Origin of the sequence: Coraliomargarita parva (assembly GCF_027257905.1) — a bacterium.
Taxonomy (GTDB): Bacteria; Verrucomicrobiota; Verrucomicrobiia; order Opitutales; family Coraliomargaritaceae; genus Coraliomargarita_A; species Coraliomargarita_A parva.
The window spans coordinates 51,191-67,566 of record NZ_JAPZEI010000012.1; the positions used below are offsets into that span (position 1 = coordinate 51,191).

Sequence of the window (16,376 nt, forward strand, 5' to 3'; positions counted from 1 at the left end):
AGCCCTGAAGTAAGGGCAGCTTCCTTGTTTGGGAGCTGCCCTTGCGTACTAGTCCAAAGCCAAGTGCTCGACAATTTCGAGGTCGTAGCCGTCCAGTCCGATGACCTTGCGCTGCGTACTGGAAAGCAAGCGGATCTTGCTGAGCCCGAGCGCAACCAGGATCTGTGCGCCGATGCCGTAGTCGCGGAAATCCATCTTCATGGGGCCCACATCCTTGAGCTCTGCTTCGTCTTTGCCTTCAATGACGCGAATCCCTCCCTGGGGTTGCTCCATGTACAGCAGGACCCCCTTACCTGCTTGTGCGATCTTTTCCATCGCCTTGTTGAGGGAGTTGTAGCCGCCAAGTGTTTTCGACCGGAAGATGTCAGCCAGTAGGTTCTCACTTTGCACCCGCACCAGTGTCGGCTCCGGGCCAAGGGGCCCCATCGACAGGGCAATGTGCTGACGTTGGTCGAGGATACTGCGGAAGATGTGCAGGTTGAAGGTGCCGAAGTCGGACTCGAAGGGCTTGGTCAGGACATGCTCCACCAGACGGTCGCGGGTGTGACGGTATTCGATCAGGTCCGCGATTGAGATGAGTTTCAGGTCGTGCTTCTTCTTGTATTCGATCAAGTCAGCAATCCGGGCGGAGCTGCCGTCTTCATTCAGGATTTCGCAGATAACGCCGGCCGGGTTGAGGCCTGCGAGTTGCACGAGGTCAACCGCCGCTTCGGTGTGGCCGGCCCGTTGTAGCACGCCACCGGGCTTCGCACGCAAGGGGAATACGTGACCGGGTTGGACCAGCTGATCCGGATGCGAGTTGGCATCCCCGAGGATGCGGATGGTTTCGGCCCGGTCGTAGGCACTGATTCCGGTGGTAATACCTTCGGCGGCATCGACCGAAACGGCAAAGTCTGTTTGGTGGGATTCCCGGTTTTCGGACGCCATGCGGCTGATCCCCAAGCGACGCAGTTGGTGTGCCATCATCGGCACACAGATCAAGCCACGAGCATGCATGATCATCTGGTTGACTGCCTGCGGAGTCACTTTCTCGGCGGCCATCACTAGATCTCCCTCATTCTCGCGGGATTCATCGTCTGTCACGATGACCATTTTACCATCGGCAATGTCGCGGATGGCGTCTTCTATGCTGTCAAATGCGTGTGAATATTCTTTCGCAGTAGTCATTGACTTGGAATCAGGGGTAAAAATCCATAATGTTCAAAACTATTCACGGACCGCAATCGTTATTCCATAATGTCTGAGCTCACGGATTTGTCTCCCTCGGAAGCGAGGGGCCCCAGCAAACTCGCTGCGCTTGCCGAGCGCATGGGGCGCGATGCATTTGCCCGACGCCTGGAGATGGAGCACCTCTTGCTTCAGCATCACGGCAAAGGGCAGGGGAAGGGGATGTTTACCTACGAGCACAAGTGGGACATTCACCGGTTTATTACTTTCTGCTTGAAAATCAGCGGCTTATGGGGGCGGGCGCACCGCAATTACCTGGACTTCGAAGTGGTCCGCCGGGAGGTGCCGCTCAAGCGCCTCCCGGCTGCTTTCGATGGCTTCCGCCTTCTCCAGTTGACTGATTTACATGCCGACCTACACCCGGATTTTCCGGATGCACTGATTCGTGCGATTCAACCACTCGAATATGATCTTATTGTTCTGACCGGCGACTACAGGACCTGTACCTTTGGGGACCATACCGGCGCGACGAATGCGATGCGGCGGATTGCCCAGCATTTCAAGACGCGGGCCTATGCAGTTCTCGGCAATCATGACTTTATCGCCAAAGTCGTCCATCTCGAAGACGGCCGTGTCCGTTTCCTCTTGAACGAAAATACCTTGCTGGAAAGGGATGGGGCGCGGCTTTTCCTCCTTGGGATTGACGATGCCAACCATTACAAGACGCACGACATTCGTCACGCCGCCATCGGGGTTGACGCCGGCGCCTGCAAAATCCTGCTGTCCCATTCCCCGGAAACCTACCGCCAAGCGGAAGAAGAGGACATCGACTATATGCTGTCCGGTCACACGCACGGAGGCCAGCTTTGCCTCCCCGGCGGCATACCGGTTGTACACGACGGCACGGCACCGCGTCGCCTGCTCTCTGGAGACTGGCAGCATGGCAAACTTCTGGGCTATACGAGCCGTGGCACCGGGGCGAGCGGGGTGCCGGCCCGTTTGAACTGTCGTCCGGAAATCACGTTGCACACCCTGCGCAAGGCGGAATGATGTGGATGCATCCTTGAAGCTTTCCAGACATCCGCATTGTCAGCGGCCCGGATCTACTCTTGGCTGCGATCCTATGATCAAGCAAATCGCCCACATCTGCATACACACAGAAGATCTTCAGGCGACCGAGCGCTTCTACACGGAAGGTTTCGGCATGGAACGCGGGTATGAATTCATCAAGGACGGCCGACTCATCGGTTACTACCTCAAGTTCGGCAATATGACCTTTTTGGAGGTATTCGAGGGGACGACCTCCGGGCCCGGAAATATCAATCATGTCGCATTGGAGACCGATGAGATAGACGCGGTCATTGTGCGCCTGAGGCAGGCAGGCATTCCCGTTGGAGCGAAAAAGATGGGGGCCGACAACAGCTGGCAGGTTTGGGTGACAGACCCCAACGGGGTAAGAATCGAAATCCAGCAGTATACCGCACAAAGCCGCCAGATTACCGGAGGCCAGTGCATCGTGAACTGGTAACACGACCGCATGGCAACCCAACCAGCACGCTTACCCATTCATGAGTGCGCCGACCAGTTGGTCGCAGGATTGCATGCGCATGGAAGGGTCGTCCTCAGCGCACCGACCGGCTCAGGGAAATCGACCCAGGTGCCGCAGATCCTATTGGATCGATGCAATTTACCGGGGGAGATCGTCATTCTCCAGCCCAGGCGCCTTGCCGCACGCTTGCTGGCTAAGCGTGTGGCTGCGGAAAGATCGGTCTCCTTGGGGGAAGAAGTCGGCTATCAAATTCGCTTTGAGAACCGTGTCGGCCCCAAGACCCGCATCCGTTTCGTCACCGAGGCAATCCTCCTGCGGCAAATTCTGCAGGACCCGACCTTATCCGGCATCAGCGCGGTCATATTTGATGAATTCCACGAGCGTCACCTGACGAGCGACCTGAGTCTGGCTTGCGCCTTGCAGTCGATCCAGACGGTACGGCCGGACTTGAAGATGGTCGTGATGTCAGCCACGCTGGACATCGATACCCTCGAGTCCTTTCTCGCCCCGGTGGCCCGGATCGAAGCCCAGGGGCGCATGTATCCCGTCGAGGTCAGTTACGCCGGATCTGCACTCAACCGGGATGCTGCTCCGGTATGGGACCGGGCCGCCTCGGCCTTCCGGTCGGCAGCGAGGCAGGGAATTGACGGTGATGTCCTGGTCTTCATGCCTGGCGCCTACGAGATCCGCAAAACCATTGATGCACTGCAGGGCTTGCCCGAGGCACGGGGCTATGAGGTCCTTCCGCTCCACGGGGAACTGGCGCCCGACGCCCAGGACCGTGCGGTTGCCTCCGGAAATCGCCCCAAGGTGATTGTGTCGACCAATGTGGCCGAAACCTCGATTACGATCGAAGGCGTCCGTCTGGTCATTGATGGCGGGCTGGCACGCATGGCGCGTTACGACCCCCGCAGGGGGATCAATACATTGCTGGTCGAAGGGATCAGTCGGGCATCCGCGGAACAGCGTACCGGCCGGGCGGGGCGTAGCGGCCCGGGGTTCTGCTTGCGCCTGTGGTCGGAGGCCGAACACGTCGCCAGACCGGAGCGTGACCTGCCGGAGGTCAAGCGGGTCGACCTCTCTGAAACCCTTCTCCTCCTGGCGGCTTCGGGCATCCGACACTTTGCCGGTTTTCCCTGGTTTGAGGCTCCGCCGGTGGCAGCCATGCGTCGTGCGGAGTTACTTCTGGAGGATCTCGGTGCCTTCAGTGAAGCTACCGGCCTGACGGAAACAGGCCGCCGGATGGCAGGCTTCCCATTGCACCCCAGAATGGCCCGCATGCTGATCGAGGGCGCAAACCGTGGTGTTTTGGATGCGATTTGCGGAATCGCGGCATTGAGTCAGGGACGAGCGCTGTACCGGCCCGCCCGTGAAGACCGCATCCGCGCGGCACAACTCAGGGAAATCGAGGATCATGTGGGTGCGCTTTCCGACTATTTTGTTCACTTGAGGGCATGGGACTATGCCCGTTCCTGCCAGTTTGCCTTGGAGCACTGTATCGCATTGGGCATCCATGCTGGAGCCGCACGCCAAGCCGCGGAGGTCGCCCGACAGCTCATGAGTCTCGCCCAGCGTGAAGGTCTCTCACTTGACACGATCGCGGTTGCTCACGATCCGGAGACTGAAATTGCCAAATGCCTGTTGTCAGCTTTCTCAGATCATCTCTGCAAGCGAAATGACCGGGGTACCCGGCGTTGCCGCATGGTCCATCAGCGTTCTGGCGAATTGCGCAGGGAGAGCGTGGTTGAAAGTGAACTCTTCGTCGCCACGGAGATCGAGGAACGTGAAGTGCGAGGCGAGGTGACCGTGCTTCTGGGCATGGCGACCGAAGTCAGGGAAGACTGGCTGGAGGAGGTCTTTCCGGGCGACTTCAAAGTCAGCCTGGCGACCACTTACGACGAAGGGACCCGGCGTGTCGTTGCACGTTCGGAACGGAGGTTCCGGGACCTTGTCCTGGAATTCAAGGAGCAGGGCGAACCGGATGCCGCCCGGGCCGCAAGCCTGCTGGCGGAACGGGTGGCCAATGGGGACTTGGTTCTCAAAAACTGGAACAGCGCGGTCGACACATGGATCCAGCGTGTGAATTTTGTCGCGCACCACTGCCCGGAAACCGAGATCGATCCGATCGACACCGACGCCCGGCAATTGCTGATCGAACAAATTTGCGAAGGGGCAGTCAGTTATAAGGAGATCAAGGACCGACCGGTCCTGCCTTCCGTTCAGTCCTGGGTGAGTCCTGAGCAATTGTATTACCTCGACACCTACGCACCGGCGGAGATGGAATTACCACGCCGCAAACGTCCGGTCCGTATACGTTATGAGTCGGACGGAAGGGCATTCATCTCTTCGAAGTTGCAAGACTTCTACGACGTGCCCGGTTCGAGCCTGCGGATCGCAAACGGACGCGTGCCCTTGCTGGTCGAACTGCTTGCTCCCAATGGACGTCCCGCCCACTTGACCGACGATCTTGACGGATTCTGGGGCGGGGCGTACCAGCATGTGCGCAAGGATTTGGCCGGGCGGTATCCAAAACACGAATGGAGGTAGATCCCCGTCCTCGAATGCATCTCGCCGCTTTTGTAGTAAGGAAAGCACTACAGATTTGCGTATTTTTAACTAATTTCTGCTTGTTAGATGCAAGCATAGGCAGGTTTATTGCTGTAACTCACTCGTTATGCATACCAGTTCTGACATCTACAAGGCGACCTGCGCCCTCGAGCGGGGGACCGCGGCGCTCTCGCCTTGCTTCCGCACCTTGCGTGCTTGGCTGAAAGACCATGGCGGTCTGGATGTATCCAACATCGTACTTCAAACGGTCGATTTTGTCGACCATACGAAGCGGGCCCACTTGAAACTGATTACCAGGAACCCGGAAGACCGCACACGTCTTTACGACAACCAGGGAAGAATGCGTAGGGCATGGCGTGCCTTCATTCTGAACTCATACCGCGGGGTGGTGCGTGAGATGCAACTTGAAGCGCAATACCCGATTGAAAACCTGTTTGTCACGATTGAAACCCTTTCGGAGCTTGCCTTGGCACACGCGGAGGAAGAAGTCTGGCAAAAGTATGCGGATCACTTACGCCTGCGCCTCGCGCGCTATGGTGTCACGGATATGCTGCGCAGCTCGCGGGGTTCCGAGTTTATACATGAAGGGAAGGGCGCTTCGTCTGGATTGGCCCGGACCGAAGTCGAATTCCATCTGCGACGTATCTATTTGGACTACCTGAAGCAGTGCGATCCCCTGGATGTGATTCAGCCCGAAGATCTGCGCTTCGTCTTGACCCGTGCGGAAACCGGCACCGAAGAACTCAGCCTGCACTACTAGCCGATTGTCCTTCGGGGCCGTCAAGCCTGCGCATGACACACATGGCAGACCGCTTGAAGCCGTATGCATGATAGAGCTTCTGCGCCGCGTGGTTGTCGGCATCGGTCAAAAGGGTAATGCGTTTGCATTGGCGGGTGCGCGCCAGTTCAAGAGCTGCATCAAGTAGACGGTGCCCCCAACCACGCCCACGGTATTCCGGACTGATGATAAAATCCTCGAGCGTGGCGACACGCCCACCCAGTGCGGTCGAGATCGAATAGAGCAGACTGAGCAGGCCAAGCACATTTCCTTTCGGGTCTCTAAGGAGGAGGAATTCCCCCATCTCCGGAGCCGCCAGCAGGGCCTGGATGCCTGCCCGTTGTGACTCCGGATCCGGTTGAAAATCGGCTTCCTGCTGAAAAAGCAGTCCCAGCAAAGCGGCGATACGGTCCACATCCTCGAGTTCCGCCGGCCCGATCCTGAGGCCGGATTCTGCATGTTCTTTCTTGGGCATATCGCCTTTCTCTAGCCCATGTGGCGGGCGAAGTCAGGCCCGATTCGAAGAACAGGGTTGAATTTTCCTGCCAGGACGTGATCTTTGCGCGTTTCGCAACACATGACCGACCTGAAACACACGCGCAACTTCTGCATTATTGCCCACGTTGACCACGGGAAGACCACGCTTTCCGACCGGATCCTTGAGCTTACGCGCACAGTCGAAATGCGCGACATGAAGGACCAGCTCCTGGATTCGATGGATCTGGAGCGGGAGCGGGGCATTACGATTAAAAGCCATCCGGTTTCGATGGTTTACAAGGCCAAGGACGGTCAGGATTACACTTTCAACCTGATCGACACCCCGGGGCACGTGGACTTTTCCTATGAGGTGTCCCGAAGCCTGGCGGCTTGTGAGGGGGCGATGCTTTTGATTGACGCGGCTCAGGGCATTGAAGCCCAGACAGTTGCGAATGCCCATTTGGCTCTGGAACAGGGGCTCGAGATCATCCCGGTGATCAATAAGATCGACCTTCCGAGTGCGGATGTTCCCGCCATTCAGGCCCAACTTGAGGACGTTTTGGCCATTCCCGCCGACGAAGCCGTTTTGACCAGCGGCAAGAGCGGGCTCGGTGTCGAGGATTTGATGGAAGCCGCCGTGGCCCGCGTGCCGACCCCCCGATGGGCCGAGGTCGACGGCTTGCGTGTGCTGATTTTCGACTGCGTCTATGATGCCTACAAGGGGGTGATTTGCTACGTCCGAGTCTTTTCCGGATCCGTCAAGACGAATGACCATATCATGACGATGAGCGACGGCATGAAGGCCCAAGTCAAGGAAGTGGGCAAATTCTCGCCGGCCATGACCGCGCAACCCGAGCTCAAAGCCGGCGATGTGGGCTATATCGTGACCAATATCCGCGATGTCGCGGAGATCAAACTCGGGGACACGATCACTCTCGCCAACAAGCCTGCCACCGAAATGTTGCCCGGCTATAAGGAAGTGCGCCCCATGGTCTTCAGCGGGATCTATCCCATCGACACCAGTGATTACAATAAGTTGAAGGCCAGCATGGGTAAACTGCGGCTGAATGACGCCGCATTTATTTACCAGTCTGAAAACTCCGTCGCCCTGGGCTTCGGCTTCCGGTGTGGCTTCCTCGGACTGCTGCACATGGAAATCATACAGGAACGGATTCGCCGCGAGTACGACCTGGATGTGATCTCAACCTATCCCAGCGTGGTTTACAACGTGACCAAGACGGACGGCGAGGTGGTGGAGGTTCACAATCCGGTCTTCCTTCCGGACCCTTCGGAAATCGAGTGCATCGAGGAACCCATGATTAAGGCCTCGATCCACCTGCCCAGTAGCTCGATCGGGGACGTCCTGGCCCTGGTTTCGGAGAAGCGCGGCATCTGTGAACATACGGAAACGATTGATTCACAACGGGTCATGCTCGTCTGCCGCCTGCCGCTCAACGAGATCCTGGTCGATTTTAATGACCGCCTCAAGAGCATCACACGCGGCTATGGCTCGATGGACTACGAAATGGATGGCTATGAAAAGTCCAAGCTTTGCCGTCTGGATATCCTCGTCAATGCCGAGTCAATAGATGCCTTCTCTTCCATCGTCCACGTCGACAAGGCGGAGGGCAGGGGACGCGCCCTTTGTGAACGCTTGAAGGAGATCCTACCGCGCCAAATGTTCAAAATCGCGATTCAGGCCTCCGTCGGCGGTCGCGTGGTGGCCCGGGAAACAATCAGTGCGTACCGCAAGGACGTGACCGCCAAGTGTTACGGCGGCGACATCTCGCGTAAGCGCAAGCTGCTCGAAAAGCAGAAAGAGGGCAAAAAACGGATGAAGAACATCGGGAGCGTTTCGATTCCACAGGACGCCTTCATCAAGATCCTCAAGACTTCGGATGGTGGCTGATCCGACGGCACCTATCTGGCGGGAGATTGCGACGGAACCTTTACAAAGCCAGTCGGCCGCCGTATTGCTGACCTTCAGAAACAGATGAGAAAATTACTCAAGCAGGCGCGGGAGGTCCTTCATGGAGCCCATAAAGTCTATCATTATCGCCGGGATGTGATTTCGGAATCGCGTCTCAAGGAACTGGATAAAGCGGTTGAGGAACTCTCGGGGCTGGTCAAGCGCAGGGACTCCGGCGAAGCGGCTCGACTTGAAGCCTCCATTGGCCGTCTGGATGCCTTGCTGAGGAAGATCGGTGGCAAGATTTACCCCAAGACTTTCTGGAGCGACAACCTGGAGGTGGCCCTGGTCGCCTCGATTATCGTGATTGGTATCCGCACCTTCTTTTTCCAGCCCTTCATTATCCCGACAAATTCGATGTACCCGACCTACAGCGGGATGAATGCCATGGTCTATGAGGCAGACGAGGGCGAACCTTCCTTCGCTGCCAAGCTTTTCAACCTGGCCCGTCTTGGGGCGCGCCATCGCGCGCTGGTGGCGGAACGAAGCGGCGATATCCTGATTCCCGTGGTCAGCAATTCGAACGGTACCGGTATCCGGATCTACCAGGAAACGGTCAAGGTGCCGCGCGGGAAGTGGTTGATTCTGCCGGCCTTGATGAATGAGTATCGCTTTATCATCGGCGGCAAAGTCCAGTCCATCCGCGTGCCGGCTGAATTCGATATGAATCAGGTGATTTTTGGAGTTTTCGACCGCTCCTCCATGGAGCTGGTTGAAACGAAGGGCGAAGGTACCGGTATGGCTTTATTGGTTAAGAACAAGCGGGCGGTGGCCGGTGAGGACGTCCTTCGCTTCGACATCACATTGGGCGATGCCTTGTTTGTCGACCGCTTTACCTATCATTTCCGTAAGCCCAAGGCCGGCGAACCCTTTGTTTTCAAGACGCGGAATATTCCCGGGATCGATGGCAATCCGAACCATTATTCGGACAAGTATTACATCAAGCGGATTGGCGGAGCGCCGGGCGAAACCATTGAGATCCGCGACCACGGCCTGTTCGTCAACGGCCAAGCTCGTGACGAGGCGAAGGCCTTCGCGCGCAATGCCGATCAGGAAGGCGAATACGACGGCTACATCAACGTGGAACCGTACAACTATGTGCGACACAAGTTCAGCGGCCTCGAAGCCGGCAGTGAGTTGACGATTCCTGAAGGCAAGTATGTCGCGCTGGGAGACAATTCCGATAACAGCCTGGACAGCCGCTACTGGGGCTATGTCCCCGAAAAGGAAATCATCGGTAAGGCCTTGTTCATTTATTATCCGTTCACCAAGCGCTGGGGCTTGGCCGAGTAAGGCTAAAACGATACATCGCCCCGTACTTTAGAGCTCACATAGCACGCACAATATATAACTTGTTTCGCATCTTGTGGGGGACTAATTAAGGATCAAAAGTGATTCCTCTATAGCTCTACAAAGATTTTCTTGTCAATCTGAAACGTGCTACGCGTAGGTTGCTTTGTGTTGTTGAAAAAAGGCCATTTTCGAGCTATATTTGACCTGATGACCACACAAAACGCTACCAACATGAAGCGAATTATGATGCCTTCTAAGCCTCGTATTTTGCCATCAACCCTAGAGAAACTTAACAATCTAGGGTTTTGCGTGAACGGCTCGACCGCAAACGCTATTGCCGGACTGATTCTTGACGCGGCTGCTGACTGCCCGGACGATCAGTTTTTTGACATGCTTGCCGATATGAAAAAACGGGGGCAGTCTCATCGCAAATCCGCTTAACGTCTGCGGCTTTCAATTTCACATGAGCGAGCATCCCGGAAATACCGAGCCGGGTTGCTCGCTTTTTTGTGCCGTAGTCCGTCACAATTTCAAGCAATCGACGGCGCTTGATTCCTGCGGTTTTTAGCAGGTCTTTGAACTCCACTCTTTCCGAGTGGTAAAGCGCCCTTAGCCGCGCATCGCGGCTGTCGTAATAAGCTCTTGGATGTTGCATAACCTTTGAGCCGTAAGAAGTTGCTGGACGGCAGGCAAGACACCGTTAGAAGTATAAACAATATGAAGCGATTGATTAGATATTTTATTGTGCTGTGTTTTGCGGTCCTTTCCGGCTGCGTTTCTACGTCTTCAACGCAGAGTTATCGCCCTGCGGATCACTCCGGCCCGGCTTATAACATTGCGGCCACTCGAAACGAGTTTGGAGGCGGTTTGAATGGCACGTTTGCTGTTTTGATCGACGGGCAGAAGGTGATTGACGAGAAATTACCGCTGGAAGCGGATGGAGTCGAATTTTACGGCCAGTTTGACGGGCATAAGGTCGCCGCAACGTATCTGGAATCTGTAACGCAGATCGGAACGGTTGCCATGATTAAGCGCCGGGCAATCGTATTCATCGACGGTGAGCGCGCGGCCACGCTGGAAATGTAGCGAAAAAAGCCGCAAGGGTTTCCCCTCACGGCTTCCGGCTTTGCAAGTGCAAGTCTGACTCACAAAATTATTTGCGGCGCTTTCTGGCGCGGTTCTTGGCTGCTGTTGCACGGCCTCCGCGTGCTCCGAGCTTCGCGGCGCACTCCGAGATTTTGCGGCTGTGGCGGTTTACTGCTTTCTTCGGCATAAGTTGGAAGGGTTTCGATTTTGATTCTTTCGCGGATGATCCGGGACAGCGTAATGCATCCGGCTTTCCGCAGGTGATATTCTGCATCAACAAAATGGTCGATCCGTGTCACGGTTTCGCGGCGGCTTGTCCGAAGTAAAATGCGATTATGTGACCAAAGGCGATTAAGACTGCCGGGCTGTGAATATAGCCGTGCAGCTCGTGAAACTCTGCCTTTGAGCTGCCGGGAAACAAGCCCCAGAGGACGCCGCCCGATTCTTTGACGGTCTGCACGATCGCAGGCGAGTTTGTGAGGCCCGGCAAAAGCACAAGCGCGGCGACAATCAGAATCATCGCCCAGGCGATATAGCGCCGTGTCACTTTTCCCCAACTGTCACCGGATCGCGCGGCGGCTGCTCCGGCGCTCTGTGTGCCAAGGTCCATGCGAAGCTTGAAAACCTCAAGCGTCTGCAAGCGTTCTTCCTGCTTGCGCTGTGAGTTGAGCGCGAAAAGTTTCATGCCCCATCCACCGAGAGCGGACGCGGCCATAGTGACGGCTGGGTTTTGTAGTAGCTCGATCATTTTTGTAGCTCCGATATTTTGTATTCGTTTAGCGTGACCCGCTTTTCAAGCGATGCGTATGCACGAATGCCGCGCATCTGGAGCACGCAGAGGAAGCCGAAAAAGATGTTTTCCGGCGTGAGCATGGAAGTTATCAGGCTGTCCATTAGACGGCGTGTTTTTGACCGCTGCGGAGGTAGAAGTTTCCGGCGCTGGAATAGCGCGGCGAACCGTCTGCAAGCGTTTGATAGCGTTCCGGGTTCCATTCATGGCCGGATGCGTCTTTTAGGATGTTGCCGGATTCCGGCGCGGTGCGTAGGCGTGGGATTCTCATTGTTTAGTAGGTTGGAAAAGCCGATAAGTCAGCGATGCTCAGTTGGTAGCCGCCACCCAGCGAGGTCATGGCCGCGTTTATTGCATCGGTGAACGCGGATAAAAACGGGAAGCCTGTTTTGTGAAGGTGAGCGCCTAGCAAAATAAGCTCGCCTTCGAAGACTAAGAAAACGCTTTGTCCGCTGTCACCTGAAACGATGGATTCCGAGTATTGCGGACGGCTGTTCAACTCAGCGAATTTATGCCCGATTCCGGCAGAGAAATTCAAGGCTTCACGGCAAAACACATGCTGTTGCTGATCGGTGCAAACGACTGGAACGCCTCCGGAAAGCTGGTTTGTGATGCGGTCCGAAAAATCGCCCGGCATGACTTTGTAATGCTTGATTGTGTTCGGAACGTCGGAATCCAGCTTGCCTAGCAAAATGTCAGTTGTGCCGATTTGCTCCTTTGAAACTAGAGTTCGTTCAATGACTGAATTGTTCGCATCCACGAATCTGATTTTCGAGCCGATTGCAGGTGCATAGTGGTTTGCCATTAGGCCGTGGCATGGGCTGAGCAACGCAAATCCTCGTTTGTTGCCGCCTGTGCTATTCCACGGTGAAACGCCAGTCCAGTCGAGTGGAGCGGTCCAATGTGAATTGCTGCGGACGTAAGTAGCAACTGTGTCGTTGCGAGAGTTGAACAAAGACAGGCCACCGCCAGAGGAAACCAAATCATCAACCGACTCGGAAAGTAACTTTGCCAAGCTGCCGTCAACGTATGAAATAAACGTGTCAACGGTAATGCCATCCTCGGTGCGTGCGTTGTGCGTCACGCGCTTTGCGTAGTGCGGGGTCTTTGCGATGATTCCAACGTTTCCGGCTCCGGTTGTTGTGACAACTCCAGCCGAATCGACGGAAGCAATTGCTTCGTTCTCGGATGCCAATTGAAACTCGATTTCACCTGACAGCGGATTCAAAATGATTCGCGCATCATAGCGAACTGTTGCGGTGACATTCCGCAAAACTAGGGAGTCAGAAACGACAACTTGCGAATCGGAAGCGTTCGATTCGACAACCGCAAATTCTTCGATGATTATATCAAAGTCATAATCCGCGATCCGTGGTGTGGATAAGACTTTTTCCCCTAATGTAATCATTGTCATATTGCGACAAACGCGCTGTTGGTTGTTGGAGCACCGCCTACGAAAGTCACGTTTGCGTCTGCGGCGTGCGTCTGGCTCAAAGTGCCTTGGATTACCACATTGTAAGCGGCACTTGCCTTGATGCTTACAGGGACTTGAGTGCCTTCCGTTGCTTCAATCGTGCAATTCTCAAGTATGAGACTTCCGGCCCAAGTTGCACTGTCGATGTTCAGCCCTTCGGACCGCTGATTCAGGCCAAAAACAGGCCCTGCTTTGAGCGAGCAATTTTTCAACTTAACTACTGCGTCATTGTTTGCTGTTGTGCGAATCGTGATCGCTTCACCGCCATTTGCTGTAGACGAGAACTTACAATCTATTGCGGTCACATTTGCGCCGTCGATGACGGTTCCGATGTTTGAACTGGATTCGAATATGCAATTGCGGAACGTGAGAGTTGCCACGCCGTTAATTGTCGTGCCACCGATTAACGCATCTTGAACGGAAACCGTGCCGGCTGAAATAGTCATGAACGATGCGCGGCCATACCATTCGACATTGGCGGCGGCAGAGTTTACGAGAAAGCCGGTGCCTTCTCCACGATTATCGACCTTGAATGAAATGTCAGTCACCACGCTAAAGCTCCTAGCGGTGGCATTCGGGAAAATGAACCAGTCAACGCCATCCTTCCCGGAAATAGCGGCTGCTTCGCCGGTGTAGTCTCCGGGATAAACAAAAATCGTATCGCCTGCTTGTGCTGCCACTAGTGCGGCTGTCATGGTCAAGAATGGCTTGTCCATTCGGCCACGCGTGCCGGTTCCATCGTTGCCACTCTTTGCCACAAAAAGGCTGTTAGCGATGGCCGGGCCACCGGCCAAAAGGAAGCCGCCTTGCGTGAGTCCGTCACCGCCACGAATCGAGACGGGCACACCTCCAGCCGTTTCGAGTGCGATTTGTCCAGATCCTAGAACAATAGCGTCAAGCTCTGCACTTGTGGCAATAAGGTTGAGCACTGTTGCGCTGAATACCTCCGGTAACAGGTCTTGCTCGAAAATCCACTTTTCAATCTCTGCATCTGGCTTGTATGCTGGTACGGGTTCGGTTCCGTTTGTCGGATCAAATCTGCGGCGTGGATTCTTCATTCTGTGGCGGCTTTGTAAGCTTTAATGAGCTGTGGAGATAAGTAGAGGAGTAGGGCAATCGGAATGCCCCACTTGAGAACTGTTTTGATGTTGTCGAGGCCGTCTAGTGCGCCATCGACTGCGGCGCTGGCTGCGTCCGGGATGATGTCAAAAATAAGGTCGGGACCGTCTTCAATCGGTGCGTGATTGCCCGGTTGCGCGGTGATTTGTGAAGCCGCGTAGTCAACGGCATTTTTCTGAGCGATGCTAAAGCCGGGCAGGGTGAAGCGTTCCGCGTAGGTCGGACCGTATTTGATGCCGAAGAAAGACCCGCTCCAGCCCATAAACAGGATGAATGCCCAACGTGCGCGGCTGTTTACCGTTTCGGATGGATATTGCTTCGTGACATCGGCATAAATCTTTTGAAACCGGGCACTCGTAAGAATCGTGCCGATATGGTTTTTAGGCGGATCGTAGGTTATGCTCATGCGAACGTTGCTTGAAGGGTTGCCGGGTTGTATGTGATCGAGCCGACGATTTCACCGTCAACGTCTGCGGAAATGTTTGTTGCTACGTTGCGGCCTACCGTTTGAGTCTGAACCAGTTCACCGCCTACGTTTTCGAAGGCAAAGCCGACTTGCTCCATAGTGCCGCCCTTGTAGGTTTCGAAAGTCAGATTGAAGTCTCCAGAATTGCGCACAGCATACCAGAAGGCCGCAAGCTGCACTTCAAGCGGCGTCTGCTCCGGGTAATCCTCTGCAAGCTTCTTGAAGTCGATCAGGATGCTTTCTTGTCCGGTTTCCGTGTTGTCACCGCCCCAAAGCAAATAATCGCCAACATTCGAAAGCCGGGACCATCCGACTTCACCTGCAATCAAAGGCTGAATTACCTTTGTGCGGGTGTCCAGATCGGTGCCGCCTTCTGCTGTCCATTCATAGCGGATGACTGCGAAGTCAAAAGCGGCAAACTTTAACAAGTCATCCATTAGAAAAAAAAACGGGAAACGCGCAGATCCGTTCCGAGTGTCGAGTAAGCCTTCAGGCCCGCCGTCACTATGTATCTGGCTTTCTCTCCGGCTGCGAGCACATCAATTATTTCGGATGCACCGTTTCTGATTTCAACCGGATTCGCCCCGTAGTTGTGGGCAAGGATTTCTGCGGTGTCGGCGCTGGATGCGTGCACAGTGACTTCTGCGGCGGCAGCGGCAATGGTGTCGTCAAAAAGAAGCTCTGCGGCGTCCGGGCGCGGCCCGATCAAATCCTCTCCGTTGAGCACTTGGAAAGTGTCGTCTTCAACTTCCACGTTTCCGAAGTAGAAAGAAACGGCGTTGTCGAAACCGCTGTCGTCACGCAGCTTGAGCACAGTCAAGGTGTCGTCTCCGGGGAGCTTGAATTTCTTGCCTTTAGTGAATGGCACAAGCTCGCCATTGTCGATTGACACGCTGAAAGCGCCGTTCGATTCGTAGAAGCGGACTTGCGAGGCGTCCGGGACCGGAATGTCAACTTCACCATTGGCGGGAATGGTATATTTCCGGTAGCCTAGTTGTGTATTATTCGTGGTCATGCTGATTTGCGGCTGATCGCGTAGGCACCTGCGGCGGCAACGCCTAGAACGATAATTGTGGAGTATTTGCCTACGGCGTTTAGAAGCTCGTTTGAGGCGCTTTCGCGCTGGCTGGCGTTATCCTCTAAAACGGCGTCAATCACCTTGTTGGAGAGCTGTCGAAGGCCCTCAGTCGATGCGTTGATGACGTTTGCGGTTCGTTCGTCGGACCCGGCAGCAAAATCAAGTGCAGCCTGGCCGAAGTCGAGCGAGTCACGGCCAAAACCAAAAGCCTCGTCAACTGTGCCGGTCACGGTGTCGAGTGCGTCTTTTCCGAAGTCAAATGCACGGTCAACTGTCTGGTTATTCGCATCCAGCGTTTCAGCCGCAAAATCGAGCGATTGGCCGATTACCTCAGAATCCATCGTCTGAATGTTGATCGTGGAATTGCTGTTCTTACCGCCTCCGGTCGAGACGTTGAAAGCATCGCCACGAGCGGCAATTGAGCCGTCTGTCGAATTCAATCCCTCGTCTTCGACAATGGATGAATTGTCTTTGTTTGTCGTGGTCTGCGAACTGCTAGACTTCGAACTGGAGCCTTTGAAGTGAGGCCGGAAAGAATTGGCGCGGAAGCCTAGCGAAGGCC

General features: G+C 55.3%; 18 protein-coding genes. 8 read left to right on the forward strand and 10 right to left on the reverse strand.

Annotated elements, in window-relative coordinates; translation table 11 throughout:
- Positions 1-48: 48 nt before the first annotated feature.
- The gene (gene ribB, locus O2597_RS16060; RefSeq protein ID WP_269526477.1) at positions 49-1,167 is read right to left on the reverse strand and encodes a 3,4-dihydroxy-2-butanone-4-phosphate synthase; all 1,119 of its coding nucleotides are present in this window, start codon (positions 1,165-1,167) and stop codon (positions 49-51) included.
- Positions 1,168-1,236: 69 nt separating this feature from the next.
- On the opposite strand from ribB, the gene O2597_RS16065 reads away from it, so the two are divergent.
- The 4 genes from O2597_RS16065 (at position 1,237) to O2597_RS16080 (ending at position 6,044) form a co-directional block, all read left to right on the forward strand.
- Positions 1,237-2,217 (forward strand): metallophosphoesterase, encoded by a 981-nt coding sequence (locus O2597_RS16065; RefSeq protein ID WP_269526478.1) that lies wholly within the window; start codon positions 1,237-1,239, stop codon positions 2,215-2,217.
- Between the two features lie 73 nt (positions 2,218-2,290).
- On the forward strand, positions 2,291-2,695 hold the full coding sequence (locus O2597_RS16070; RefSeq protein ID WP_269526479.1) for a VOC family protein: 405 nt from the start codon (positions 2,291-2,293) through the stop codon (positions 2,693-2,695).
- 9 nt (positions 2,696-2,704) lie between these two features.
- Complete coding sequence (gene hrpB, locus O2597_RS16075; RefSeq protein ID WP_269526480.1) at positions 2,705-5,263, forward strand: ATP-dependent helicase HrpB; 2,559 nt, start codon at positions 2,705-2,707, stop codon at positions 5,261-5,263.
- Positions 5,264-5,390: 127 nt separating this feature from the next.
- Entirely contained in the window at positions 5,391-6,044 is a 654-nt protein-coding gene (locus tag O2597_RS16080) for a hypothetical protein (protein ID WP_269526482.1), read from the forward strand.
- On the opposite strand, the gene O2597_RS16085 is transcribed toward O2597_RS16080, so the two are convergent.
- A complete protein-coding gene (locus O2597_RS16085) occupies positions 6,028-6,537 on the reverse strand; it encodes a GNAT family N-acetyltransferase (protein WP_269526485.1) in 510 nt (169 codons plus the stop codon). The two genes, O2597_RS16080 and O2597_RS16085, sit on opposite strands and share 17 nt — an antisense overlap.
- Before the next feature lie 102 nt (positions 6,538-6,639).
- Here O2597_RS16085 and lepA point away from each other — a divergent pair, with 102 nt between their 5' ends.
- The 4 genes from lepA (at position 6,640) to O2597_RS16105 (ending at position 10,887) form a co-directional block, all read left to right on the forward strand.
- Entirely contained in the window at positions 6,640-8,448 is a 1,809-nt protein-coding gene (gene lepA, locus O2597_RS16090; protein WP_269526486.1) for a translation elongation factor 4, read from the forward strand.
- An 84-nt stretch (positions 8,449-8,532) separates the two neighbouring features.
- Positions 8,533-9,801: a signal peptidase I gene (lepB, locus tag O2597_RS16095; RefSeq protein WP_269526487.1), complete on the forward strand. Its 1,269-nt coding sequence runs from the start codon at positions 8,533-8,535 to the stop codon at positions 9,799-9,801.
- Positions 9,802-10,008: 207 nt separating this feature from the next.
- A complete protein-coding gene (locus O2597_RS16100) occupies positions 10,009-10,242 on the forward strand; it encodes a hypothetical protein (RefSeq protein ID WP_269526488.1) in 234 nt (77 codons plus the stop codon).
- Positions 10,243-10,461: 219 nt separating this feature from the next.
- Entirely contained in the window at positions 10,462-10,887 is a 426-nt protein-coding gene (locus O2597_RS16105; RefSeq protein WP_269526489.1) for a hypothetical protein, read from the forward strand.
- A 295-nt stretch (positions 10,888-11,182) separates the two neighbouring features.
- Here the strand turns inward: O2597_RS16105 and O2597_RS16110 are convergent, their stop codons facing one another.
- The 8 genes from O2597_RS16110 to O2597_RS16145 form a co-directional block, all read right to left on the reverse strand.
- Positions 11,183-11,635, reverse strand: a complete 453-nt coding sequence (locus O2597_RS16110; RefSeq protein WP_269526491.1) for a hypothetical protein — start codon at positions 11,633-11,635, stop codon at positions 11,183-11,185.
- Positions 11,636-11,780: 145 nt separating this feature from the next.
- The gene (locus tag O2597_RS16115; protein ID WP_269526493.1) at positions 11,781-11,948 is read right to left on the reverse strand and encodes a hypothetical protein; all 168 of its coding nucleotides are present in this window, start codon (positions 11,946-11,948) and stop codon (positions 11,781-11,783) included.
- Positions 11,949-11,951: 3 nt separating this feature from the next.
- The gene (locus O2597_RS16120) at positions 11,952-13,085 is read right to left on the reverse strand and encodes a hypothetical protein (protein ID WP_269526494.1); all 1,134 of its coding nucleotides are present in this window, start codon (positions 13,083-13,085) and stop codon (positions 11,952-11,954) included.
- Positions 13,086-13,087: 2 nt separating this feature from the next.
- Complete coding sequence (locus tag O2597_RS16125) at positions 13,088-14,209, reverse strand: right-handed parallel beta-helix repeat-containing protein (RefSeq protein ID WP_269526495.1); 1,122 nt, start codon at positions 14,207-14,209, stop codon at positions 13,088-13,090.
- On the reverse strand, positions 14,206-14,676 hold the full coding sequence (locus O2597_RS16130) for a hypothetical protein (protein ID WP_269526496.1): 471 nt from the start codon (positions 14,674-14,676) through the stop codon (positions 14,206-14,208). The genes O2597_RS16125 and O2597_RS16130 overlap by 4 nt, the downstream gene beginning before the upstream one ends.
- Entirely contained in the window at positions 14,673-15,173 is a 501-nt protein-coding gene (locus O2597_RS16135) for a hypothetical protein (protein WP_269526497.1), read from the reverse strand. Before O2597_RS16135 ends, O2597_RS16130 begins: the two co-directional genes overlap by 4 nt.
- Positions 15,173-15,751: a hypothetical protein gene (locus O2597_RS16140; RefSeq protein ID WP_269526498.1), complete on the reverse strand. Its 579-nt coding sequence runs from the start codon at positions 15,749-15,751 to the stop codon at positions 15,173-15,175. The genes O2597_RS16135 and O2597_RS16140 overlap by 1 nt, the downstream gene beginning before the upstream one ends.
- On the reverse strand, positions 15,748-16,254 hold the full coding sequence (locus O2597_RS16145; RefSeq protein ID WP_269526499.1) for a hypothetical protein: 507 nt from the start codon (positions 16,252-16,254) through the stop codon (positions 15,748-15,750). The genes O2597_RS16140 and O2597_RS16145 overlap by 4 nt, the downstream gene beginning before the upstream one ends.
- Between the last annotated feature and the right edge of the window lie 122 nt (positions 16,255-16,376).

Bases quoted from the DNA above. Each gene is read 5' to 3' on its own strand.
- O2597_RS16080 (WP_269526482.1), top strand. From the start codon at position 5,391: ATGCATACCAGTTCTGACATCTACAAGGCGACCTGCGCCCTCGAGCGG.
- O2597_RS16065 (WP_269526478.1), top strand. From the start codon at position 1,237: ATGTCTGAGCTCACGGATTTGTCTCCCTCGGAAGCGAGGGGCCCCAGC.
- O2597_RS16135 (WP_269526497.1), bottom strand. From the start codon at position 15,173: ATGGATGACTTGTTAAAGTTTGCCGCTTTTGACTTCGCAGTCATCCGC.
- hrpB (WP_269526480.1), top strand. From the start codon at position 2,705: ATGGCAACCCAACCAGCACGCTTACCCATTCATGAGTGCGCCGACCAG.
- lepA (WP_269526486.1), top strand. From the start codon at position 6,640: ATGACCGACCTGAAACACACGCGCAACTTCTGCATTATTGCCCACGTT.
- ribB (WP_269526477.1), bottom strand. From the start codon at position 1,167: ATGACTACTGCGAAAGAATATTCACACGCATTTGACAGCATAGAAGAC.
- O2597_RS16125 (WP_269526495.1), bottom strand. From the start codon at position 14,209: ATGAAGAATCCACGCCGCAGATTTGATCCGACAAACGGAACCGAACCC.
- O2597_RS16120 (WP_269526494.1), bottom strand. From the start codon at position 13,085: ATGATTACATTAGGGGAAAAAGTCTTATCCACACCACGGATCGCGGAT.
- O2597_RS16100 (WP_269526488.1), top strand. From the start codon at position 10,009: ATGACCACACAAAACGCTACCAACATGAAGCGAATTATGATGCCTTCT.
- O2597_RS16140 (WP_269526498.1), bottom strand. From the start codon at position 15,751: ATGACCACGAATAATACACAACTAGGCTACCGGAAATATACCATTCCC.
- O2597_RS16070 (WP_269526479.1), top strand. From the start codon at position 2,291: ATGATCAAGCAAATCGCCCACATCTGCATACACACAGAAGATCTTCAG.
- O2597_RS16115 (WP_269526493.1), bottom strand. From the start codon at position 11,948: ATGAGAATCCCACGCCTACGCACCGCGCCGGAATCCGGCAACATCCTA.
- lepB (WP_269526487.1), top strand. From the start codon at position 8,533: ATGAGAAAATTACTCAAGCAGGCGCGGGAGGTCCTTCATGGAGCCCAT.
- O2597_RS16085 (WP_269526485.1), bottom strand. From the start codon at position 6,537: ATGCCCAAGAAAGAACATGCAGAATCCGGCCTCAGGATCGGGCCGGCG.
- O2597_RS16130 (WP_269526496.1), bottom strand. From the start codon at position 14,676: ATGAGCATAACCTACGATCCGCCTAAAAACCATATCGGCACGATTCTT.
- O2597_RS16110 (WP_269526491.1), bottom strand. From the start codon at position 11,635: ATGATCGAGCTACTACAAAACCCAGCCGTCACTATGGCCGCGTCCGCT.